This window comes from Escherichia sp. 20412-1 (assembly GCF_003027595.1).
Taxonomy (GTDB): Bacteria; Pseudomonadota; Gammaproteobacteria; order Enterobacterales; family Enterobacteriaceae; genus Escherichia; species Escherichia marmotae.
Genome location: NZ_PYQM01000003.1, coordinates 236,165 through 259,744 on the forward strand (window position 1 = coordinate 236,165; position 23,580 = coordinate 259,744).

Below are 23,580 nucleotides of genomic sequence, written 5' to 3' on the forward strand. Positions count from 1 at the left end.
TTGGGTATAATCGCGCCTATGCTTTTTCGCCAGGGAATTGTTATGCGCATCCTTCACACCTCAGACTGGCATCTCGGCCAGAACTTCTACAGTAAAAGCCGCGAAGCTGAACACCAGGCCTTTCTTGACTGGCTGCTGGAAACAGCGCAAACCCATCAGGTGGATGCAATTATTGTTGCCGGTGATGTTTTCGATACCGGCTCACCGCCCAGCTACGCCCGCACGTTATATAACCGTTTTGTTGTCAATTTACAGCAAACAGGCTGTCATCTGGTGGTACTGGCAGGAAACCATGACTCAGTAGCCACGCTGAATGAATCGCGCGATATCATGGCGTTTCTCAATACCACCGTGGTCGCCAGCGCCGGACATGCGCCGCAAATATTGCCTCGTCGCGACGGAACGCCTGGCGCGGTACTGTGCCCCATCCCTTTTTTACGCCCGCGTGACATTATTACCAGCCAGGCGGGACTTAACGGTATTGAAAAACAGCAGCATTTACTGGCAGCAATCACCGATTATTACCAACAACATTATGCAGATGCCTGCAAACTGCGCGGCGATCAACCTCTGCCCATCATCGCAACGGGGCATTTAACGACCGTTGGCGCGAGTAAAAGTGACGCCGTGCGTGACATTTATATTGGCACGCTGGACGCGTTTCCGGCACAAAACTTTCCGCCGGTCGACTACATCGCGCTCGGGCATATTCACCGCGCGCAGATCATTGGCGGCATGGAACATGTCCGCTATTGCGGCTCTCCCATCCCACTGAGTTTTGATGAATGCGGCAAGAGTAAATATGTCCATCTGGTGACATTTTCAAATGGCAAATTAGAGAGCGTGGAAAACCTGAGCGTACCGGTAACGCAACCGATGGCAGTGCTGAAAGGCGATTTGGCATCGATTACCGCGCAACTTGAACAATGGCGTAATGTGCCACAGGAGCCGCCTGTCTGGCTGGATATTGAAATCACTACCGATGAGTATCTGCATGATATTCAGCGCAAAATCCAGGCATTAACCGAATCACTGCCTGTCGAAGTATTACTGGTGCGTCGCAGTCGGGAGCAGCGCGAGCGTGTGTTAGCCAGCCAACAGCGTGAAACACTCAGCGAACTTAGCGTCGAAGACGTTTTTAATCGTCGTCTGGCACTGGAAGAACTGGATGAATCGCAGCATCAACGCCTGCAACATCTTTTCGCCACGACGTTGCAGACCCTCGCCGGAGAACACGAAGCATGAAAATTCTCAGCCTGCGCCTGAAAAACCTGAACTCATTAAAAGGCGAATGGAAGATTGATTTCACCCGCGAACCGTTCGCCAGCAACGGTCTGTTTGCCATTACCGGCCCAACCGGCGCGGGTAAAACCACGCTGCTCGATGCCATTTGTCTGGCGCTGTATCACGAAACGCCGCGCCTCTCCAACGTTTCGCAATCGCAAAATGACCTGATGACCCGCGATACTGCCGAATGTCTGGCGGAAGTGGAGTTTGAAGTGAAAGGCGAGGCCTACCGCGCATTCTGGAGCCAGAACCGGGCGCGTAACCAGCCGGACGGTAATTTGCAGGTGCCACGCGTAGAGCTGGCGCGCTGCACAGACGGTAAAATCCTCGCTGATAAAGTGAAAGATAAGCTGGAAATGACGGCGACGTTAACCGGGCTGGATTACGGACGTTTCACCCGTTCGATGCTGCTTTCGCAGGGGCAATTTGCTGCCTTCCTCAATGCTAAACCGAAAGAACGCGCAGAATTGCTGGAGGAGTTAACCGGCACCGAAATTTACGGGCAAATCTCCGCGATGGTCTTTGAACAGCACAAATCGGCCCGCACTGAGCTGGAGAAACTGCAAGCGCAGGCCAGCGGCGTCGCGTTATTAGCGCCTGAACAGGTGCAATCATTAACAGAAAGTTTGCAGGTACTCACTGACGAAGAAAAGCTGTTACTCGCCGCACAGCAGCAAGAGCAACAATCGCTTAACTGGTTAACACGTCTGGATGAATTACAGCAGGAGGCCAGCCGTCGTCAGCAGGCTCTGCAACTGGCGTTGACCGAAGAAGAAAAAGCGCAACCTCAACTGGCGGCGCTTAGTCTGGCACAACCCGCACGAAATCTCCGTCCGCACTGGGAACGTATTGCAGAACACTCTACGGCGCTGGCGCATACTCGCCAACAGATTGAAGAAGTAAATACTCGCTTACAGAGCACAATGGTGTTTCGCGCGAGCATTCGTCACCAGGCGGCGAAGCAGTCGGCTGAATTACAGCACCATCAACAAACCCTGAATGCGTGGTTACAGGAACACGACCGCTTCCGTCTGTGGAACAACGAGCTGGCGGGTTGGCGTGCGCAGTTCTCCCAACAGGCCAGTGAACGCGGGCATCTGCGACAGTGGCAACAGCAATTAACCCATGCCCGGCAAAAACTTAATGCCCTTCCGGCTATCTCTTTAGCTTTAACCGGCGATGAAGTTGCTGTCGCACAAGCGCAACATGCTGAACAACGCCCGCTACGTCAGCGCCTGATTGCACTGCATGGGCAAATTGCTCCCCAGCAAAAACGGCTGGCGCAGTTACAAGCCACTATCCAGAGCGTCACGCAGGAACAGACGCAACGTAACGCCGCACTGACCGAAATGCGCCAGCGTTATAAGGAAAAAACGCAACAGCTTGCCGACGTCAAAACCATTTGCGAGCAGGAAGAGCGCATCAAAACGCTGGAAGCACAGCGCGCACAGTTACAAGCAGGTCAACCTTGTCCACTTTGTGGTTCCACCAGCCACCCGGCGGTAGAGGCGTATCAGGCACTGGAACCTGGCGTTAATCAGGCCCGATTACTGACGCTGGAAAACGAAGTGAAAAAGCTCGGTGAAGAAGGCGCGGCATTACGTGGACAACTGGACGCATTAACCAGGCAGCTTCAGCGGGATGAAAACGAAGCACAAAGCCTCCGGCAAGATGAGCAAGCACTTACTCAGGAATGGCAGACACTCACTGCCAGCCTCAGTATCACCTTGCAGCCGCAGGACGATATTCAACCGTGGCTTACCGCCCAGGAAGAGCATGAAAAGCAACTGCAATTACTCAATCAGCGTCAAGAATTGCAGGCGCAAATTGCCGCGCATAATCAGCAAATTATCCAGTATCAACAGCAAATTGAACAACGCCATCAGCAACTCTCTACGGCATTAGCGGATTACGCGCTGGCATTGCCGAAGGAAGATGAAGAAGAGAGCTGGTTATTGGCACGTCAGCAAGAAGCGCAGATCTGGCAACAGCGCCAGAACGAATTAAGCGGGCTGCAAAACCGCATCCAGCAACTGACGCCGATTCTGGAAACGCTGCCGCAAAGTGATGAACTTCCGCACAGCGAAGAAACGGTGACGCTGGAAAACTGGCGGCAAATTCACGAGCAATGCCTCGCGTTACAAAGCCAGCAACAGACGTTGCAGCAACAGGAAGTTCTGGCGGCGCAAAGTCTGCAAAATGTCCAGGCACAGTTTGACGCTGCCCTACAGGCCAGCATTTTTGCCGATCAGCAAGCGTTTCTTGCGGCACTGATGGATGAACAAACACTAGCGCAACTGGAACAGCTCAAGCAGAATCTGGAAAACCAGCGCCGTCAGGCACAAACGCTGGCAACTCAGGCGGCAGAAGCTCTGGCACAGCATCAGCAACACCAGCCTGACGGGTTGGATCTCACTTTGACAGCGGAACAGATTCAGCAAGAGTTAGCACAAACTAACCAAAAACTGCGTGAAAATACCACCCATCAGGGCGAGATTCGCCAGCAACTGAAACAGGATGCAGACAACCGTCAGCAACAACAAACCTTAATGCAGCAAATTACTCAAACGACACAGCAGGTTGAGGACTGGGGTTATCTTAATTCGCTGATTGGCTCCAAAGAGGGTGACAAATTCCGTAAATTCGCCCAGGGGCTGACGCTGGATAATCTGGTCCATCTCGCTAATCAGCAACTGACCCGTCTGCACGGGCGCTATCTGTTACAGCGCAAAGCCAGCGAGGCGCTGGAAGTCGAGGTTGTCGATACCTGGCAGGCCGACGCGGTGCGCGATACCCGCACCCTTTCCGGCGGCGAAAGTTTCCTCGTCAGTCTGGCGCTGGCGCTGGCGCTTTCGGATCTGGTCAGCCATAAAACGCGTATTGACTCACTTTTCCTTGATGAAGGTTTCGGCACGCTGGATAGCGAAACGCTGGATACCGCCCTTGATGCACTGGATGCCCTGAACGCCAGCGGTAAAACTATCGGCGTAATTAGCCACGTTGAAGCGATGAAAGAGCGTATTCCTGTGCAAATCAAAGTGAAGAAGATCAACGGTCTGGGCTACAGCAAACTGGACAGCGCGTTTGCAGTGAAATAACTATTCAGCAGGATAATGAATACAGAGGGGCGAATTATCTCTTGGCCTGATTGGTCGTTATCCTGCAAGCTATCACTTTATTGGCTACGGTGATTCGTAGCCGTCCTGTTGGTTGTGATGGTGGTATGAATAAAGTTATTTTATCTTTGGCTCTCGGCACGTTTGGTCTGGGGATGGCCGAATTTGGCATTATGGGCGTGCTCACGGAGCTGGCGCATAATGTGGGGATTTCTATTCCTGCCGCCGGGCATATGATTTCGTATTATGCGCTGGGCGTGGTGGTCGGCGCGCCGATAATCGCCCTCTTCTCCAACCGCTACTCGCTCAAACATATCTTGTTGTTTCTGGTGACGTTGTGCGTCATTGGCAACGCCATGTTTACGTTATCTTCGTCTTACCTGATGCTCGCCATTGGCCGACTGGTTTCCGGCTTTCCGCATGGCGCATTTTTTGGTGTCGGAGCGATTGTATTATCGAAAATTATCAAACCCGGTAAAGTCACCGCCGCCGTGGCGGGTATGGTTTCCGGGATGACGGTCGCCAATCTGCTGGGTATTCCGCTGGGAACGTATTTAAGCCAGGAATTTAGCTGGCGTTACACCTTTTTATTAATCTCTGTTTTTAATATTGCAGTGATGGCATCGGTCTATTTTTGGGTGCCAGATATTCGCGACGAGGCGAAAGGAAACCTGCGCGAACAGTTTCATTTTTTGCGAAGCCCCGCGCCGTGGCTAATTTTTGCCGCCACCATGTTTGGTAACGCGGGGGTATTCGCCTGGTTCAGTTACGTAAAACCTTACATGATGTTTATTTCCGGTTTTTCGGAAACGGCGATGACCTTCATTATGATGCTGGTCGGGCTGGGGATGGTACTGGGGAATGTGCTAAGTGGCCGGATTTCAGGACGTTACTCTCCGCTGCGCATTGCGGCAGTGACTGACTTCATTATTGTGCTTGCATTGCTGATGCTCTTTTTCTTCGGCGGTATGAAAACAACGTCGCTGGTTTTTGCTTTTATTTGTTGTGCGGGATTATTTGCCCTCTCTGCACCGCTGCAAATTCTGCTACTGCAAAATGCCAAAGGTGGAGAGTTATTAGGTGCTGCAGGTGGGCAAATAGCGTTTAACCTCGGTAGCGCAGTTGGCGCATATTGCGGTGGTATGATGCTGACGCTGGGGCTGGCATATAATTACGTGGCGCTGCCCGCCGCCTTGCTTTCGTTTGCTGCGATGTCGTCGTTGCTGCTGTATGGTCGCTATAAGCGCCAGCAAGCGGCGGATAATCCGGTGCTGGCGAAACCATTGGGGTAGGTCGCGGTCACGGTGAACGTTGCTTGTTGCCGGATGCGGCGTACAGATATGCTCATTTTGTAGGCCTGATAAGACGCGGCAAGCGTCACATCAGGCATCGGAGTACGATGTCGGATGCGGCGCGAGCGCCTTATCCGACCTGAGCATCAGGCATGATGCACCAATGGCCTAACTGTTTTTACTCTTGCGGCCATAACCACGCGGCACCGCGTACGCCGCTCGAATCACCATGCTTCGCCTTACGTACCGGCGTTTCACATTCTCCACCGAAGACAAATTGTTTAATCAACGGCGGAACCGTTTGATATAAACGGTCAACATTGCTCATTCCACCGCCCAGCACAATCACATCCGGATCGAGAATATTCACCACATGTGCCAGCGATTTTGCCAGTCGTAGCTCGTAACGACGCAATGCCAGCTCTGCAACGGGATCTTTCTCTTCAACAAGACAAACAATTTCGCGGCCTTTCAGCGCATTTCCACTTAAACGATGATAATCCGTGGCAAATCCAGTGCCAGAAATAAAGGTTTCAATACAACCTTGTTTACCGCAATAACAAGGGACTTCCTCGCGATAACGCAGTTCATCTTCGTCCATCCACGGTAGCGGATTATGTCCCCACTCGCCTGCCGTGCCATTGCCGCCGATATGCGCCCGACCATTGAAGGCTACCCCCGCGCCGCACCCCGTGCCGATAATCACGGCAAAGACCGTTTGCGCTCCTGCTGCCGCACCATCTACCGCTTCTGAAACCGCCAGGCAGTTAGCGTCATTGGCCAGACGGACTTCCCGCTGCAGTCGCGCACTTAAGTCTTTATCGAATGGCTGACCGTTAAGCCAGGTTGAATTGGCATTTTTCACCACGCCGGTGTAGGGCGAAATCGAGCCTGGAATGCCCATGCCTACCGTTCCGCGCTGCCCTGTCGCCTGCTCCGCCATCTCTACCAACGTGGCGATCGTTTCAATGGTCTGCTGGTAATCATCGCGCGGCGTGGGCAGACGATGACGGTACAACTGCTCCCCGGCCTCGCCCAGTGCAATCACTTCAGTTTTAGTGCCGCCTAAATCGATACCTATACGCACAGAATTCTCCTTATTTTTTTCAATATCAATAGCGTAGAGACGGACACCCGGATTGACAATGCAAGGCCGCCGACAATTCGTTATTATGCCCGCTAAATTTAACGACAAGGCCGTGGAAATTATCATGCTGTGGTTCAAAAATTTAATGGTTTACCGTCTTAGCCGCGAAATTTCGCTGCGTGCGGAAGAGATGGAAAAACAGCTAGCCTCGATGGCATTTACCCCATGCGGCAGCCAGGACATGGCGAAGATGGGCTGGGTTCCTCCGATGGGATCGCACAGCGATGCATTAACGCACGTTGCCAATGGTCAAATTGTTATCTGTGCGCGTAAAGAAGAAAAAATTCTCCCGTCTCCGGTCATTAAACAGGCGCTGGAAGCGAAAATCGCCAAACTGGAGGCGGAACAGGCGCGTAAGCTGAAGAAGACCGAAAAAGATTCCCTGAAAGATGAGGTGCTGCACTCTCTGCTGCCGCGCGCATTCAGCCGCTTTAACCAAACTATGATGTGGATCGACACGGTTAATGGTTTGATCATGGTGGACTGCGCCAGCGCCAAAAAAGCGGAAGATACGCTGGCGCTGCTGCGTAAAAGTCTGGGGTCGTTACCGGTTGTGCCGTTGAGCATGGAAAACCCGATTGAACTGACGTTGACCGAATGGGTACGCTCCGGTAGCACGGCACAGGGATTCCAGTTGCTTGATGAAGCCGAGCTGAAATCGCTGCTGGAAGATGGCGGCGTGATCCGTGCGAAAAAACAGGATCTGACCTGCGAAGAGATCACCAATCATATTGAAGCCGGAAAAGTGGTGACTAAACTGGCGCTCGACTGGCAGCAGCGCGTTCAGTTTGTGATGTGTGACGATGGTTCGCTTAAGCGCCTGAAGTTCTGCGACGAACTGCGAGATCAAAACGAAGACATCGACCGTGAAGATTACGCCCAGCGTTTTGATGCCGATTTCATCCTGATGACCGGCGAACTGGCAGCATTAATTCAAAACCTGATCGAAGGATTAGGTGGCGAAGCACAACGTTAATTGCTGATTTTTCTTCAACGCCAGATAAGACGCCTACGCGTCTTATCTGGCATGTGACGCCATACCAGGCATTAATATAATCATTCGCTACATCGAGCAATGATTTTTATAACATGGCAAACCGGAGCTTCCACTATTTTAATTGCGCATCAGGTAGCGGTAGCAATGAATTAGAGATTGAACGTCATGGCCAGCAATACAAGCACCTAACCCTTTGATTTAAATGTTAACGTTCAATAAAGCCAATTGATTTGAATATATCAAAAATATAAAAATCAGCAGCCTTTGAAATTTTTAATTATAAAAACAAATTACTTTTCAGAAAAATGCCCTCCCAATCAACGGGAAGGCGAGATATTACAGATAGCGGCACAAATAAGAGGTCGGTTCAGCAACTTGCAAATGGAATTCACTGTGGCCGGGAACATTGAATACGGAACCGGCTTCATACACTTGCCAGTCGGTCGCATCAGGCAGCAACACATTCAGCGCCCCGCTGATTACCGTCATCTCTTCAGGTTCAGCGGTGCTGAAGGTGTATTCGCCTTCAACCATGACACCAACGCTGGCGCGACCAGTGCTGCTGCTGGAAAAGCCGATCGATTTCACTTTGCCGGAAAAGTATTCGTTACTTTGAAGCATAAACTGGCCCTGTCTGGTAGTTAAACATCCACTTCACTATAGGGGTCAGAGGCGCTGACTGTCACGCAAAATTAAACCAGTAATTCTGCAGCCAGCCTTGCAATCAATACGTTAGAGAGCAAAACAGGAACATCGAGCTGTTTTTGCAGTAAATCGCGGTGACGTTGGTTAAATCCCAAACAATCCAGCATGATGACATCTGCGCCGTTTTCCAGTAATTCTTTCCCGGCATCGATGATTTTCTGTTCAGAATCGTGAATGGGATTTCCCAGAGAAAGCAAGGGGGGTTTTTGCAGGATTTGCCATTTTTGCGCCTGAACGTGCAACAGTTCTTCTACCGGTACAATAACACCGACCTGATGACCTTCGACAATGGAGGAAACCAGCGGTGGTAATATACGTAACGGTTCGAGAAAGATTGTATTACGCGCCGTCATACAGCTAATGTTTGCCGTACTCATCAGCAAAATGACGTCGTACCCCTGATTATCAAGCACTTCAACCACGCTTTGCAGATCGCGCTCCACTTTACGACGCGAAATGTGGGCCAGTTGATTATCATTTAATAAAGTGAGAATCGTTTCTTCACCTGCTTCTGGCGCATACTCCGCCATCACTTCTTCGCGGCTTAACTTCCCCAGCAGGCTATGATGGGAAATGTTATTTTCGTCAATGTACTCAGTCAGGAGCGGCAAAACTTCCTGCATAGGTACAATGCCGATGGTCAGGATCGCCAACGACGCACTCATTGTTTTTCCACCTTACTTTTATTTCGTCGTTAATTACCGGGCAAATGCTAAGCACCACTGCTGACACTTACCTGTGCTACAAATGACAAAAAGCGTAGCAGCAGACGCATCCGGCATAATGTAAAGATTCCAAATGATTCCAGTAATGGATTGTTATTGTTTAATATTCTAATTATTAGGAAAACATGGATTGCGAAAAATGTGACGCAAGTCCGTTGTGGTAGCACTCAGAGTCCTTTCCGAGCAGTCTGATACGGTCACTCTTTGTCAGGATCCTCATAGCGTTTTTTCGCATCCATCGCTTCCAAAGCTGTCGGATGTTCGCTGATTAAAGAGTCAGGTTTGGGATGATCGGCTCTAAGCTGATACCAGGTTACGGTCTGCCCTGGTTTTCCTTTTTCAATCGTCACAACATATGCTTCACGAGGATAAGGTGGTTTCGTTGGCATCGTTCTTCCTTATTTCACAGGATGAACGTTAAGTATAGGCACTCGGGAATCAACAATTGATCGTCTGTGCCAGGGCGCAACGAATTTCAGAAATCACCTGGCTGGGTTCGTTGTTAGCGTTAATGATAATATGCGCAACTTCGCGATATAACACATCGCGTTCTTCCAGCACTTCCTGAACTTCTTCACTTAGCGGTTTTCCGGTTAAGGCTGGTCGCAAATCCTCTTCGGGTGCAGCTTGCAGGCGATTAACCAGTACCGCTACTGGCGCACACAAATAAACCACAATCCCGTTATTGCGCATGTAGTGACGATTAAATTCCGTCAGAATAATGCCGCCACCCGTGGCAATAACAGTGGATGGCGCAGTCACCGCTTCCAGTGCTGCGGTTTCTCTGGCGCGAAATCCGCCCCACTCTTCCCTTTCGACGATCTCTGCGACCGTCATATTGAGTTGTGATTGCAGCCATTGATCGGTATCGACAAACCGATAGTTGAGCGAATCGGCAAGGGCCATTCCGACCGTTGTTTTACCACAGCCCCGAGGCCCGATCAGAAAAAGAGGTTGTGTCATCGTGGGTTTTCCCCAAAAGGCCGCAATGCGGCGAAAGCCGGTTTCGTGAGAATAGCGATCATACCATTAAACTAGTACAATTTCGATTGTAAAGAAATAATTCCACTTAAGGTAAAAATTTCAATCTACACCTTACTATACCAAGAAATTAGCGAGAAAGAAGTGTAAATAATAAATTACATTTATGCGCGACTACGTTGCACTTCCAGCCACCACTTTTCCAGCTCAGCGGCAAAGGCCTGGCGGTCACGTTGTGAAAGGCTATCTGGCCCCCCGGTTTGAATACCACTGGCGCGTAAGGTGTCCATAAAATCGCGCATTGTCAGGCGTTCGCGAATGGTCGCCGTCGTGTAACGTTCGCCACGTGGATTAAGTGCCGCAGCCCCCTTCTCGATGACTTCAGAAGCCAAAGGAATATCAGCAGTGATCACCAGATCGCCAGGCTCACACTGACGTACAATTTCATTATCGGCAACATCGAAGCCTGCCGCGACGCGTAGCGTGCGAATAAACCGCGATGGCGGCACGCGTAAACTCTGATTTGCCACCAGCACCAACGGCACCTGCATACGTTCTGCTGCGCGATACAGAATCTCTTTAATTACATTGGGACACGCATCGGCATCCACCCATATCGTCATAAGCCCCTCCTTTGTTGGGTCATCCTCTATTGTGTCGCGCTTTTGCCTTCCGGCATAGTTCTGTTTATGCTTCTGACCAGGCGCTTTCCAAAACAATGAATTTCACGGCAGGAGTGAGGCAATGGAAAAGAAAATCGGTTTTATTGGCTGCGGCAATATGGGAAAAGCCATTCTCGGCGGTCTGATTGCCAGTGGTCAGGTTCTTCCAGGGCAAATCTGGGTCTATACCCCCTCCCCGGATAAAGTCGCCGCTTTGCATGATCAGTTTGGCATCAACGCCGCAGAATCGGCGCAGGAAGTGGCACAAATCACCGACATCGTTTTTGCCGCTGTTAAACCTGGCATTATGATCAAAGTGCTTAGTGAAATCACTTCCAGCCTGAATAAAGACTCGCTGGTGGTTTCTATTGCTGCGGGCGTCACACTCGACCAACTTGCCCGGGCACTGGGCCATGACCGGAAAATTATCCGCGCCATGCCGAACACTCCCGCGCTGGTCAATGCCGGGATGACCTCCGTGACGCCAAACGCACTGGTCACGCCAGAGGATACCGCCGATGTGCTGAATATTTTCCGCTGTTTTGGCGAGGCGGAGGTGATTGCCGAGCCGATGATCCACCCGGTGGTCGGCGTGAGCGGTTCTTCACCTGCCTATGTTTTTATGTTTATCGAAGCGATGGCCGACGCCGCCGTACTAGGTGGGATGCCACGCGCGCAGGCGTATAAATTTGCCGCCCAGGCGGTAATGGGATCTGCAAAAATGGTGCTGGAAACCGGAGAACATCCGGGCGTATTGAAAGATATGGTCTGCTCACCAGGAGGCACCACCATTGAAGCAGTACGCGTGCTGGAAGAGAAAGGTTTCCGTGCCGCAGTGATCGAAGCGATGACGAAGTGTATGGAAAAATCAGAAAAACTTAGCAAATCCTGATGAACCACTCCGGACGTCAGGCCGCCACTTCGGTGCGGTTACGTCCGGCTTTCTTTGCTTTATAGAGTGCCATATCGGCCGATTTCAGCCACTCGCGATAGTGACTCATTTGCGGACTCAGCGGCGCGACACCAACACTTATCCGCAACATCACCTGCGGCGTACTTGGTAAGCGTAATGTATTTAGCCCATCATGTACGCGTAACATGGCGGTAATGGCGTTTTCTGCTGGCGTACCAGACATAATCACCGCAAATTCATCGCCCCCAAAACGACCAATCACATCACTGCCGCGCAGAGTGATTTGTAACTGTCGGGTCAGTGCCACAATCGCTTCATCACCCACATCGTGGCCCCAGGTGTCGTTGATGCTTTTGAAATGGTCGATATCGATGATTAATAACGTCGCATCGCGGTTATGCCGCCGACAATTATCAAACTCATTACGCAGCATAATTTCCCAGTGACGCCTGTTATAAACCCCCGTCATGCCATCACGAGTGCTCATTACCTGCAATCTGCGTTTATGTTCTGCAAGTTTTGTTGCCGTCTGGTAGCTGACCCAGCCAAACAGCAGAGGATAAATAACGATAATGGGAAGGGAAAGCCACCACTCCAGCGGTGCACTATTTAGCGACACCGTGATACCCGTTAGTTCAAGCGTGACAAGGCAGGAAACTACCATTAACACCAGACCAGCGACAAACAGACGAGGGCCACCAGCCCCCATCAAATTCAGACACATAATCATTAACATCGCGATCGAAGGCAGCACGTTTACGCCCATCACGCCTACCCACATCCCCGCTAATACTGCATCAGTTTTTAAGTTGTAAATTTCCCGGCTAAGTGGATCAATGGCCCTGCTCGCTAACTGCCAGGCTAAATGCGGCCAGACAAAAGCCCAGCCGACCAACACCAGCCACCACCACCCCGGCGGCGGGTGCGAAACCAGCGTTGATGCAATCGGTAAGAACATCCCAGCCAGTCCAACCATACGGGGCAACCTGACGCGACGGGCAAAGCGCAGCCCGGAACGCTGATGTTCGTTTTGAGGAGTTAATGGTGGTTCCTCCCCGTGCGCCGCCGCTTTTTTGAAAAAGTTTTCATCATTCATTATTTTTGGGAACATTTAGAAACAATTTGCCCAAATTATAGAGACGGGATTAAGAGCGGGAGTATGATATTTCGGGTGAGCCATTTTCTTAGCTCACCCGTTAGCACTATCAGGTATTACGCGGCGTTCTTGAGGCAGGTGCTCATAAACTTATTGCGATCATCACCTTTCAGAGATTGCTGCGTCGCCTGACCATTGCATTCGCGCATCTTCTGCTGTTGCGGCGTCAAACTCTTCTCGCCGGGCGCAGACTTACTGTTCTTCAGGCAATCACTCATGTACGTCTTACGGGCATCCCCTTTCAACGCCTGCGCCGTGGCCTGTTGATTACAGGAAGTCATACGCTGTTGTTGCGGGGTTAACGTCCTCTCGGCAGCGCCGACTGTGGTTAAAAAAACTAAACCGAATAGCAGGGTAACCAGTAATGTTATTTTCATAGCACCATCCCTCTTAACATTTTAACCAGGAGCGTTTGCGCCCGTGATCTGCCTTTAAGTCTGGTTGCTAACAGCAAAAAAACCACCCGACGACACAAATTCATCGTCGGGTGCGGTTTAATTACAGGCCCAATGCGGCTTTCATGGTGTAGAAGAGATCGGTCTGATCGGTCAGGCCAACGACGTTTGCAGCGTGCGGGCCATAAGCAGCAATACGCAACTGGCTGCCAGTATGCTCTTGCGAATCCTCTTCAGAGTTACCGTAGCTCATCACCATTACTGCGCCATCTTTGGTATTTAACGCCTGAGTCAGACCCGGTGCTTTGGTATCCGGCGGGACAATTTGGCTGGCGTGAGCATGGTCAGCCGTTACCACTACCAGGGTGTTACCATCTTTTTTGGCAAATTCCAGCGCCCGTTGTACAGCTTCATCAAGGTCAACCGTCTCACCAATTTGCCCACAAGGATTCGCGGCGTGATCCTGTTTGTCGATCGATGCACCTTCGACTTGCAGGAAGAAGCCTTTTTCATTTTTACTTAATAACTCAATGGCCTTGTCGGTCATCTGCGCTAACGTCGGTATGCTGTCATTACGCTGCGGATTCGGAGTACAAGTTACCGCAGGCTTATCGATATTGCCGTGATAAGACGCCTTTGGACCTTTCCAGCGTACCGGCATATTGCCATCGGAAAATAATCCGAGCAGTGGTTTATCCTGATCTGCCTCCGTCACCGCTTCTAACGAGGCTGTATCAGTTACTAACTGATAACCACGCGCCTGTGCTTGTTCACGCAGCGTTTTTCCCTGCCATTCACCGGCGGTTGCTGTTTCTGCAAACGTTTTTGCACCGCCGCCAAGCGTTACATCGGCACGAGCGTTAAGCAGTTGTTCAGTGATGGAGCCTTTACCGCCTTTTTCCAGCGCATTACTCGGGCATTTTTCACTGGTAACGCTCGGTCCGTAGCATTTGCGCGACGTCACATGCGCCACCAGCGCGGCAGGTGTGGCATCCTGCAATTCAGCCGTTGAAACGTTGCCAGTGGCCAGGCCTGCGGCTTTTGCCATCTCCAGTATCGTTGGATGATCTTTTTCATGAATATCGACGCCCAGCGCGCCGTTATAGGTTTTGACGCCAGTTGACCAGGCGGTTGCTGACGCAGCGGAGTCGGTTACGTAGTCCGGTTTACCGGTTCTTTTATCCAGAGAATAGTGAGTGTATTGCCCGGTAAGCGGTAACGCATCGATTCCTTTAAAAAAACCGCCCGCACCTTCGGCATAATTTCGTGCGGCAGTAATTTCCGAATCCCCCATCCCATCGCCAATCAGTAATATAATATTTTTTACCGGCTTATCGCTAAGTGAATCACGCAAGGCGGCGGTCTGATCGCCTGTTAAACGGCGGGCACCGCCGGGCGTAGTAATATCTCCCTGTGCAGCCCGGTTTTCCAGAATGGATGTCTGCGGCGTCTGGGCGTTTGTTACAGGGGTAAACAATAACGGTAAGAGAGCCAGTGCAATAGTGCTTTGTTTCACTTTATTTTCTCCATGTACAAATACAGTAAAAAATAAAAACAAAGCGACTATAAGTCTCTGGCGTGACAGCTTTATGACAATCGTTGAAAAGGCTTAATTTTTTACTGACGAGGATGCCTCAATAACTTCTTTACGTAATCGCGCAGCAGCTCCGTGTCGTCATCAGGAATGCTGGCATCGGGCTTTACCGCATACAACGCCCCCTCAACCTGATCAATCAACCGCTGTTGGTCTTTTTGCGCCATATTGCGAAGCATCGCGGTGACAATAATCTCCAGTGCCTCAACCTGCGCGCACAGTTCCTTCGACTCTTCTTCTTTTTGGGCAAGCTTAAATAACAACTCAGCAATGAGATTTTTCATGTCTGTATTTCCTTATCCAAAGTATGGAGAAGTTAACATTATGCTTCATAACTGCATAGGGGCTGGAAGTAGTATTTTTATGACGAAGGAAATACTTTGCACAAATATTTCCACATATTTATCAGCGAAACGTTTCTCTTATTTAAATAATTACCTTACAAATAAAACAGCTATTCAATTATAAATCATTAATATAATAAAAAGTTATGAAATATATTTAGTTCGTTAACTTATTATTAAGTTATTCACAAGCCGAGTCATGGTTAATGCCAGCAACAAATTAGCTTCCCGTTCATCATTTTTGTGATCTGTAGCACATAATTTAATCGATGATATTTCACAGTCAGTACGCTGAGCGCTTTGTGACCAGAAGATTGCAACATTCTGTCAGAAGGCCGCGAATCAACCGTTTTGTCGTGGTAATGTATGTTCTTTATGTTCGACGGGATAGGTTTTTAAGATGGAAAAACTGCGGGTAGGTATCGTTTTTGGTGGAAAATCAGCGGAACATGAAGTGTCTCTGCAATCGGCAAAAAACATTGTCGATGCCATTGATAAAAGTCGTTTCGACGTTGTGCTGCTGGGCATTGATAAACAAGGGCAATGGCACGTCAGCGATGCCAGTAATTATCTGCTAAACGCAGACGATCCTGCCCATATCGCGTTGCGCCCTTCGGCTACCAGCCTCGCGCAGGTGCCGGGTAGACATGAGCATCAACTTATTGATGCACAGAACGGCCAACCATTGCCGACGGTAGATGTCATTTTCCCGATTGTCCACGGTACGCTGGGTGAAGATGGCTCCCTGCAGGGGATGCTGCGGGTCGCTAATTTACCGTTTGTCGGTTCCGATGTGCTGGCCTCTGCCGCCTGTATGGATAAAGACGTCACCAAACGTCTGCTGCGTGATGCCGGGTTGAACATTGCGCCATTTATTACCCTGACACGCGCCAATCGTCACAAAATCAGTTTTGCCGAAGTGGAGTCTAAACTGGGTTTACCGCTGTTCGTTAAACCCGCTAACCAGGGCTCTTCTGTTGGCGTCAGCAAAGTGACTAACGAAGAACAGTACATGATTGCCGTCGATCTGGCGTTCGAGTTCGATCACAAAGTAATCGTTGAACAAGGGATCAAAGGGCGTGAGATCGAATGCGCGGTTCTGGGCAACGACAATCCGCAAGCCAGCACCTGTGGCGAGATCGTCCTGACCAGCGATTTCTACGCCTACGACACCAAATACATTGACGAAGATGGTGCGAAAGTGGTGGTTCCGGCAGCCATTGCGCCAGACATCAACGATAAGATCCGGGCGATTGCCATTCAGGCTTATCAGGCGCTGGGCTGTGCTGGCATGGCGCGTGTAGACGTCTTCTTAACGCCGGAAAACGAGGTGGTGATCAACGAGATCAACACGCTGCCGGGCTTCACTAATATCAGCATGTATCCTAAGTTGTGGCAAGCCAGCGGTCTGGGCTACACCGACCTGATCACGCGTTTGATTGAACTGGCACTGGAACGTCACGCTGCGGATAACGCGTTGAAAACCACAATGTAATTTTCAATCGCCCGGTAATATTTTTATTGGGCGTTTAAGACTGGTGACAAGCGTAAGATTGCCTGATGCGCTACGCTTATCAGGCCTACCAGACAATTTCAATATATTGATTTTGCAAGATTTTGTAGACAGGCTAAAGCGTTAATGCCGCATCCGGCATGAACAGCGAGTACTTTGCCATCCCCTGAACGCCCAATCATATGTTATTGGGCGTTTTCAGTTTCGTCATCGCGACGACGAATAATCAGCCCCGCCAGCCAGAAACTAATTACCCACGTCACCAGACCGACTGCATATGTCTGCCAACCTTTTGCTTCAAATCCCAGCAAACCCACCACACCGTTAAGAATGAAAATGAGACCAATGGCGAACGCATAGTAGTGCCAGTCGCGGCGGATTTTTACAGGCAGATTCATGGCAGCTCCGATAATGAAAAACAGCATCCTCGCATATTCTGTAACATCCGTCTGTAGCGTAGACAGCATTTCCAGTATCGTTAAAAAATTTAGCTTAAAGTTACCATTTTGTGACTCACGACGAATATTCACGCTTCGGGAATATTCCCACCATCAATTTACCATGATTCTGATATTGACAATCTCAATGACCTGTCAGACTTGCCATAGCCGCTGGTATCACACCAGAAGAGAAGCAAATGACTTCCGGAGGTTTTTATGGCTGATTTCACCCTATCAAAATCGCTGTTTAACGGAAAATATCGCAACACCTCTTCAACGCCTGGCAACATTGCCTATGCGCTGTTTGTACTGTTTTGCTTTTGGATTGGGGCGCAATTACTGAATCTGTTGGTGCATGCGCCTGGCGTCTATGAGCGTTTAATGCAGGTTCAGGATACAGGCCGCCCACGAGTGGAAATCGGCTTAGGTGTCGGCACCATTTTTGGGCTAATCCCATTTTTGGTTGGTTGCTTCATTTTTGCCGTGGTTGCTTTATGGCTGCACTGGCGACATCGTCGCCAGTAAGATTTGCTGTGCCAGATGCGGCGTAAACGCCTTATCTGGCCTACGATTCCCCATTGATCACGGTTTCATACAACGCGCCCGTCGCTCATCAACGCGCTTCGCAAACCATGCTGTTGTAAGGTTACGAGTGATTTTCGGGCTTTCCAGTTGGATACCGGGCAACATTTCACGTGGTAGCGATTTACCCGTTTTCGCTTCTGCAAGCTGATAAACTTTCTGGTACAACGCCGTCTCTTCAAAAGAGAAGCGGTCCCCTTTCTCTAACTGACGGCGAATTTCGCTGTCACTCATACCCAGTTCGCCTGCCAGTTTGCGCGTTGCCAGTTCTGTTTTACCGGGTTCTTTGCTGTCATAGCGAATCAAATCCCCATCCAGCGCCAGTTTCACGCCGCTGGCTTTGCTGACCGCGTTCTGAAACGCGGCGTTCCGACTGGCATACCAGCCGGCATTAAAGTCAGCAAAACGATATATCGGCGCGCTGTAACTGGCGGGATAATTCAGTAAATGGTAAGTACCAAACCATAATCCGCCGCGACGACTAAAGACTTCCTGACGGACAGTACCGTCCATTTTCCACGGATAGCCTTTGGTATGCTGTTCGGCAAAAGCAATGCTGACTTGCATCGGCCCACCCGTGCGCACCGGGTTAAGCGAACCAAACAGCGTCTGGCCCATCGGCACCATGCTGATCAGATCGTCAAAAATCGCGCTTAACTGCTTTTCTGTACGCACGGAATCTAACCGTTCGCTGTAACTTTTGCCGTTTGGTGATTTAATTTTCAGCGCGGTATGAACCAAAAAAGCGGGGATATGCATCCGTTCGGCGCGACGGTCAATCTCTTGCCAGGCAATTTTACTTAAGCCCGGAACGGCCGGATCCGCCTGATAATTAGACTCCTGCTGTGCCACCGCCAGCACCGAGCAGACGTTTTCCAGCGTCGGTGCCAGCCCCTGACTTTCAAAAGTGGTGGCAATATCTTTCGCCCAGGCATCGCGGTCCTTCACGTTGGCGGGCAACTTCTGCCGCACGACGCTCGCTACATCTATCGCTTTTTCGCCCTTTTTCAACGGTTGCGGAGCCTGACTACTACACCCCGCTAAAACCAGAACCGCCAACAATGAAAGCGAAGAAAGACGAGTGAACTGCGACATTACCTCTCCTTTTTAACTCAACGTATGGGTTACTTCCTGAATTTTGTCACCATCCAGCTCATGTTCAAAGCTGCGCAGACGTTTGTAGATAGACATTAACTCTACCAACGTAGTCCATGAGTTAATCAGATACTGGAAAGCACCGCGCACCTGGCCGAAAACGTTGGTAATTTGCGTCATCAGGCCGAGCGTAATCGTACCGGCAACAATCGACGGAAACAGCAAGAACAAACCGAAAACGTTATCAACCTGCAAATAGAGAATGCGGGCAATATTGAAATACATATAGTGAAAATAGAGACGAAAATAGTTCTTCCGCACGGCGCTGAACAGCTCGCGTACCGTTGGCGGCGTCGCGCGCGATGCATCGTCTTCACCATAAACCAACTCTTTACGATAAGCCGCTTCTACGCGCTGGTTTTTAAATTCCAGTCCCGGCAGTTTGATCCCCACCACCGCCAGCAGCCCGGTGCCCATCAGCGACCAGACGATGGTAGCAATCACCAGGCCATACGGAATATGTCCAATAATCGGCAATTCCGGCACATGCGCGGAGAGCGTCACCAACACCGGCAAGAAGGCGATCAACGTCATGATAGCGTTGATAAAACTTACCCCCATATTTTCCAACGTAGAGGCAAAACGCATAGTGTCTTCCTGCACACGCTGGGCGGCACCTTCGATATGACGGAGTTGTTGCCAGTTTGCCATGTAGTACTCGTTCATCGCTGTACGCCAGCGGAACACATAGTGGCTAACAAAGAAATTGTTCAACACACTGATCACTACCGCAATCAGCGCAATCCCCAGAAAGACGCCCACTTCGCGATAAAACTGTTCAATGGTCACTTTATGCGGCGAACTTAGCGCGGTTTGGATCAGATCATAGAACGGCGCATACCAGGCGTTGACGGCAACCCCAACTTCCACCAGAAACCAGGTAACGAAGATAATCAGCGCAGTACCGAGTATTGACCAGTATTGCCAACGATGCGGGCTGTATATAAACCAGAACAGCGCAAAGAGTCCTACACAAACAATGTAGTAAGCATAAAAAACCAGGAAGTCTAATGACCAGAAACGGGCGGCGCTAATCGGGATCTGCCCGGAAGCCCCGGTGATACGAGCCACCCAATCACCACCACCGGCTTGCCAGAAGATCACGGCAATCAATGCCCAAACAAAGGCCGAGAGGAAAAACGTACCCGGCTTTGGGAAAAAAGACTTAAACATATGCTCTCCTGCTAACTTCTTATCATTTTAACAACTGCTGTGCATAAACCGCATGACCACTCCAAAGAGCAAGCCAAATGAAACCGCCCATTGTGACCAATGGCAAGCTACTTAGTTCGTCAACCTGAACGTAAGAATTGTTTCGACGGATTTCACAAACAAAGGATTGTTTACATTAGCGGATTAACACGCGCAGGATCACAAATGCAGGCATTGGTGAGCAGGAAAAAGAACGTGTTTACGCGCCGTTACGTTTTTAACACTATTATTGCACTAATTCGCCCTTTGCAATCCATCTATGAGTAGTATAAATACGCTTAGTTACCTTCATTTAATTTATGGACACCACCGTTGAAACGTAGTCTGCTTTTTTCTGCCGTGCTGTGTGCGGCGTCATTGACCTCCGTCCATGCGGCGCAGTCGATCACCGAACCGGAGTTCGCCTCTGATATTGTCGATCGCTATGCCGATCATATTTTTTACGGCAGCGGTGCCACGGGGATGGCCCTGGTTGTTATCGATGGTAATCAGCGCGTCTTCCGCAGTTATGGGGAAACGCGTCCCGGTAATAACGTTCGCCCACAATTAGATTCTGTCGTGCGAATTGCGTCGCTCACTAAGCTGATGACCAGTGAGATGCTGGTGAAATTGCTCGATCACGGGACGGTGAAATTAAACGATCCGCTAAGTAAATATGCGCCGCCAGGCGCACGCGTGCCGACCTACAATGGAACGCCCATTACGCTGGTGAATCTGGCAACCCATACCAGCGCCCTGCCGCGTGAACAGCCCGGCGGCGCAGCAAATCGTCCGGTGTTTGTCTGGCCGACTCGCGAGCAACGTTGGAAATACCTTTCCACCGCCAAACTAAAAGCCGCACCGGGTAGTCAGGCTGCATATTCCAACCTCGCATTCGACTTACTGGCAGATGCGCTGGCGAATGCTTCCGGCAAACCATATACGCAGTTGTTTGAAGAGCAGATTACCCGTCCGCTGGGGATGAAAGACACCACATACACACCATCACCGGACCAGTGCCGTCGTTTAATGGTTGCCGAGCGCGGGGCCAGTCCTTGTAATAATACCCTGGCGGCAATAGGCAGCGGCGGTGTTTATTCCACGCCTGGCGATATGATGCGCTGGATGCAGCAGTATTTGTCGTCTGATTTTTATCAGCGCAGCAACCAGGCGGATCGTATGCAGACGCTGATTTATCAACGCGCGCAGTTTACGAAAGTGATCGGCATGGATGTACCCGGTAAAGCAGATGCGCTCGGTTTAGGCTGGGTATATATGGCACCGAAAGATGGGCGTCCGGGAATTATTCAGAAAACAGGCGGCGGTGGCGGATTCATTACCTATATGGCGATGATCCCGCAAAAAAATATTGGTGCTTTTGTGGTCGTCACGCGTTCGCCGTTGACACGCTTTAAAAATATGAGTGATGGCATCAATGATTTGGTGACCGAACTTAGCGGGAATAAACCATTGGTCATCCCCGCGTCCTGATTAATACTCTGAAGGCAAACGGTTGATAGCAACCAGTTTGCCTTTATTCATTTCGATATAGCCGCCCTTGCGTAAAGCCGCGAGAACTTCTGCCACGACAGAACGTGATATGCGTGTACGTTGATGGATATAATTCATAACACCAATACGTGAACGCAATTCGTCATTCCAGTCAATCATTGATAATAAAGTAGCGCGGATTTGTTCATAGGAATTGTGACCAATGAGCTGAACGTCACGTAATTCCAGAATTCGATTTTGCCAGGCTAACCAATAGAAAGCGTCACGCCAGAGTTGATGTTGTTCAATAAGAGCAATGGTTTGTTTGGCAGGCAGATGATATCCCATACAGTTTCCTTCTGATATTAATTTGTATGGTATATCGTTTTTCATTAATCCATCAGCCAGACCCATAATATAAGGAGCCTGGGTAATACCGATAAGTACGTTTTCTTCTCTACGCAGAGAGATAACACCTTCTAAAATAACGAATGTATCTTCGCTATTAACATCACTTGAAAATATAACTTGTTTTTCATTATTAAACTCGAAGCGCGTGCCGTATCTGGACAAACATTTATCGAGCTTACCAAATTCCTGAAGAGGTTTAACTACAGATAACATTTGCGCGTCCTTTGCAGTAATGCCCGTCAAATCCTTGACGGGCATTATTTAGATTAAATTACCTATTTCTTCAGAATGAAGAATATTACCAGGTATATTTAACACCCACATTAGCGGACCAGTCTTGATCTACGTCACCGCCACCGAGGTAGTTAGCATCGGTATAGGCACTGAAGTTCTTGGTAAAGCTGAACTGAGTACCCAGACCAACACGTACCGCAGACCCTTCAGTACCGTTATCGATGGAATCGCCGTTCACATCGTTATCGTTGTTAGAGTCGTCGTAGACGTAAGCCAGTTTGAAGTACGGAGTCAGAGCCTGGTCTTCGCTGTAAGTGAAGGTATAACCTGCATCTACACCCAGCTCATAACGCATGCTGTCGTAAGACTGACCGTCAACTTTCATGTCGTTGCTCAACTGGTAGTCATCACCAGACTGGAACAGACCAGAAACGCTGCCGTAAGGCGTTACGTAACCAGCATCACCCAGTTTGAAGTCGTAACCGGCTTTCAAACCGAAGCCCCACGCGTCAGAGTTGGTGCTACCGTCAACGTAAGTACCGTTGCTCATGGTTGCAGACAGATCGTTGTTGAAGTGAGAGTAGCTCAAGCTACCATCAACAAAGATGTTGTTCGCGAAGCGAGCAGAAGAGTAGATGTAGGCAGACTGGCTGTCTTGATCCACCTGACCAGAACGGTCTGAAGTGGTCAACAAAAACTGGCCACCGAGTTAGAGTTTTTCCAGTATCGATTTTCCGATTCGTTTGGGGGTAATCCACCGTTATATTCGTGCGGTCTTAGTGCGCTGTAATATCCAACGATATAGTCCGTTATGGCGTGAGCTGCCTCGCTGAAGCTTACGTAACCCACCACCGGCATCCATTCGTTCTTCAGACTCCTGAAGAAGCGTTCCATTGGGCTGTTATCCCAGCAGTTTCCGCGCCGGCTCATACTCTGCCTGATCTGGTATCGCCACAATAACTGCCGGAACTGCCTGCTCGTATAATGACTGCCCTGATCGCTGTGGAACATCACCCCGCCGGGCTTACCACGGGTTTCCCATGCCATTTCCAGCGCTTTCATGGTGAGCCTGCTGTCCGGCGAGAACGACATGGCCCAGCCCACTGGTTTTCTTGCGAACAGGTCGAGAACAACGGCGAGGTACGCCCAGCGCTTACCCGTCCAGATATAGGTCACATCACCGCACCACACCTGATTTGGCTCGGTCACGGCGAACTGCCGTTCAAGATAGTTAGGGATAGCAACATGT

General features: G+C 50.0%; 22 protein-coding genes and 2 pseudogenes. 8 read left to right on the top strand and 16 right to left on the bottom strand.

The genetic code is table 11. The features are described 5' to 3' along the window. The first annotated feature begins 42 nt into the window (after nucleotides 1-42). From sbcD to araJ, 3 genes are all read left to right on the top strand, one after another. Nucleotides 43-1,245 carry an exonuclease subunit SbcD gene (gene sbcD, locus C7B16_RS04135; protein ID WP_107179388.1) on the top strand — a complete coding sequence of 401 codons (1,203 nt, stop codon included), beginning with the start codon at nucleotides 43-45 and terminating at the stop codon, nucleotides 1,243-1,245. Beyond that, complete coding sequence (gene sbcC / locus C7B16_RS04140) at nucleotides 1,242-4,385, top strand: exonuclease subunit SbcC (protein WP_016248413.1); 3,144 nt, start codon at nucleotides 1,242-1,244, stop codon at nucleotides 4,383-4,385. The genes sbcD and sbcC overlap by 4 nt, the downstream gene beginning before the upstream one ends. Before the next feature lie 125 nt (nucleotides 4,386-4,510). Further along, on the top strand, nucleotides 4,511-5,695 hold the full coding sequence (gene araJ / locus C7B16_RS04145) for an MFS transporter AraJ (RefSeq protein WP_010379446.1): 1,185 nt from the start codon (nucleotides 4,511-4,513) through the stop codon (nucleotides 5,693-5,695). A gap of 178 nt (nucleotides 5,696-5,873) precedes the next feature. Here the strand turns inward: araJ and mak are convergent, their stop codons facing one another. Beyond that, complete coding sequence (gene mak / locus C7B16_RS04150) at nucleotides 5,874-6,782, bottom strand: fructokinase (RefSeq protein ID WP_107179389.1); 909 nt, start codon at nucleotides 6,780-6,782, stop codon at nucleotides 5,874-5,876. A gap of 124 nt (nucleotides 6,783-6,906) precedes the next feature. Between mak and rdgC the strand changes: the two genes are divergently transcribed. Continuing rightward, nucleotides 6,907-7,818 carry a recombination-associated protein RdgC gene (gene rdgC / locus C7B16_RS04155; RefSeq protein ID WP_107179397.1) on the top strand — a complete coding sequence of 304 codons (912 nt, stop codon included), beginning with the start codon at nucleotides 6,907-6,909 and terminating at the stop codon, nucleotides 7,816-7,818. Between the two features lie 357 nt (nucleotides 7,819-8,175). On the opposite strand, the gene ppnP is transcribed toward rdgC, so the two are convergent. The 5 genes from ppnP to C7B16_RS04185 form a co-directional block, all read right to left on the bottom strand. After that, entirely contained in the window at nucleotides 8,176-8,460 is a 285-nt protein-coding gene (gene ppnP, locus C7B16_RS04160) for a pyrimidine/purine nucleoside phosphorylase (protein WP_000941942.1), read from the bottom strand. Nucleotides 8,461-8,531: 71 nt separating this feature from the next. After that, nucleotides 8,532-9,209: an AroM family protein gene (locus tag C7B16_RS04165; RefSeq protein ID WP_001276430.1), complete on the bottom strand. Its 678-nt coding sequence runs from the start codon at nucleotides 9,207-9,209 to the stop codon at nucleotides 8,532-8,534. Nucleotides 9,210-9,466: 257 nt separating this feature from the next. After that, nucleotides 9,467-9,658 (bottom strand): protein YaiA, encoded by a 192-nt coding sequence (yaiA, locus tag C7B16_RS04175; protein WP_001142443.1) that lies wholly within the window; start codon nucleotides 9,656-9,658, stop codon nucleotides 9,467-9,469. Nucleotides 9,659-9,707: 49 nt separating this feature from the next. Continuing rightward, a complete protein-coding gene (gene aroL / locus C7B16_RS04180) occupies nucleotides 9,708-10,232 on the bottom strand; it encodes a shikimate kinase AroL (protein WP_000193402.1) in 525 nt (174 codons plus the stop codon). Nucleotides 10,233-10,414: 182 nt separating this feature from the next. Next, nucleotides 10,415-10,873, bottom strand: coding sequence for a YaiI/YqxD family protein (locus C7B16_RS04185; RefSeq protein WP_000158170.1), 459 nt, complete (start codon nucleotides 10,871-10,873; stop codon nucleotides 10,415-10,417). Between the two features lie 121 nt (nucleotides 10,874-10,994). On the opposite strand from C7B16_RS04185, the gene proC reads away from it, so the two are divergent. Then, a complete protein-coding gene (proC, locus tag C7B16_RS04190; protein ID WP_000412183.1) occupies nucleotides 10,995-11,804 on the top strand; it encodes a pyrroline-5-carboxylate reductase in 810 nt (269 codons plus the stop codon). A 16-nt stretch (nucleotides 11,805-11,820) separates the two neighbouring features. On the opposite strand, the gene adrA is transcribed toward proC, so the two are convergent. The 4 genes from adrA to iraP all read right to left on the bottom strand — a co-directional run bounded on the left by adrA (nucleotide 11,821) and on the right by iraP (nucleotide 15,254). After that, nucleotides 11,821-12,936, bottom strand: a complete 1,116-nt coding sequence (gene adrA, locus C7B16_RS04195; protein WP_000484071.1) for a diguanylate cyclase AdrA — start codon at nucleotides 12,934-12,936, stop codon at nucleotides 11,821-11,823. A gap of 101 nt (nucleotides 12,937-13,037) precedes the next feature. Continuing rightward, complete coding sequence (gene psiF, locus C7B16_RS04200) at nucleotides 13,038-13,358, bottom strand: phosphate starvation-inducible protein PsiF (protein ID WP_000705171.1); 321 nt, start codon at nucleotides 13,356-13,358, stop codon at nucleotides 13,038-13,040. 121 nt (nucleotides 13,359-13,479) lie between these two features. Then, nucleotides 13,480-14,892, bottom strand: coding sequence for an alkaline phosphatase (gene phoA / locus C7B16_RS04205; RefSeq protein WP_107179390.1), 1,413 nt, complete (start codon nucleotides 14,890-14,892; stop codon nucleotides 13,480-13,482). Between the two features lie 101 nt (nucleotides 14,893-14,993). Further along, entirely contained in the window at nucleotides 14,994-15,254 is a 261-nt protein-coding gene (gene iraP, locus C7B16_RS04210; RefSeq protein ID WP_001515866.1) for an anti-adapter protein IraP, read from the bottom strand. A gap of 460 nt (nucleotides 15,255-15,714) precedes the next feature. Here iraP and ddlA point away from each other — a divergent pair, with 460 nt between their 5' ends. Continuing rightward, nucleotides 15,715-16,809 carry a D-alanine--D-alanine ligase gene (gene ddlA / locus C7B16_RS04215; RefSeq protein WP_107179391.1) on the top strand — a complete coding sequence of 365 codons (1,095 nt, stop codon included), beginning with the start codon at nucleotides 15,715-15,717 and terminating at the stop codon, nucleotides 16,807-16,809. 203 nt (nucleotides 16,810-17,012) lie between these two features. Here ddlA and C7B16_RS04220 read toward each other — a convergent pair whose 3' ends face one another. Beyond that, nucleotides 17,013-17,225: a DUF2754 domain-containing protein gene (locus tag C7B16_RS04220; protein ID WP_001515864.1), complete on the bottom strand. Its 213-nt coding sequence runs from the start codon at nucleotides 17,223-17,225 to the stop codon at nucleotides 17,013-17,015. 258 nt (nucleotides 17,226-17,483) lie between these two features. Between C7B16_RS04220 and C7B16_RS04230 the strand changes: the two genes are divergently transcribed. Next, complete coding sequence (locus tag C7B16_RS04230) at nucleotides 17,484-17,792, top strand: DUF2755 family protein (RefSeq protein WP_000763136.1); 309 nt, start codon at nucleotides 17,484-17,486, stop codon at nucleotides 17,790-17,792. 57 nt (nucleotides 17,793-17,849) lie between these two features. Here the strand turns inward: C7B16_RS04230 and yaiW are convergent, their stop codons facing one another. Further along, the gene (gene yaiW / locus C7B16_RS04235; protein WP_107179392.1) at nucleotides 17,850-18,944 is read right to left on the bottom strand and encodes a surface-exposed outer membrane lipoprotein YaiW; all 1,095 of its coding nucleotides are present in this window, start codon (nucleotides 18,942-18,944) and stop codon (nucleotides 17,850-17,852) included. A gap of 12 nt (nucleotides 18,945-18,956) precedes the next feature. Then, nucleotides 18,957-20,177 (bottom strand): peptide antibiotic transporter SbmA, encoded by a 1,221-nt coding sequence (gene sbmA / locus C7B16_RS04240; protein WP_107179393.1) that lies wholly within the window; start codon nucleotides 20,175-20,177, stop codon nucleotides 18,957-18,959. Nucleotides 20,178-20,528: 351 nt separating this feature from the next. Between sbmA and ampH the strand changes: the two genes are divergently transcribed. After that, nucleotides 20,529-21,686 (top strand): D-alanyl-D-alanine-carboxypeptidase/endopeptidase AmpH, encoded by a 1,158-nt coding sequence (gene ampH / locus C7B16_RS04250; protein WP_107179394.1) that lies wholly within the window; start codon nucleotides 20,529-20,531, stop codon nucleotides 21,684-21,686. Here the strand turns inward: ampH and iprA are convergent, their stop codons facing one another. The 3 genes and pseudogenes from iprA to C7B16_RS04265 form a co-directional block, all read right to left on the bottom strand. Next, on the bottom strand, nucleotides 21,687-22,310 hold the full coding sequence (gene iprA, locus C7B16_RS04255; RefSeq protein WP_016262983.1) for a hydrogen peroxide resistance inhibitor IprA: 624 nt from the start codon (nucleotides 22,308-22,310) through the stop codon (nucleotides 21,687-21,689). It lies immediately after the preceding gene. A gap of 85 nt (nucleotides 22,311-22,395) precedes the next feature. Beyond that, a pseudogene (locus C7B16_RS04260) lies at nucleotides 22,396-23,013 on the bottom strand (autotransporter outer membrane beta-barrel domain-containing protein); the annotation flags it as partial. 5 nt (nucleotides 23,014-23,018) lie between these two features. After that, nucleotides 23,019-23,580: pseudogene (locus C7B16_RS04265) on the bottom strand (IS3-like element IS911 family transposase); the annotation flags it as partial.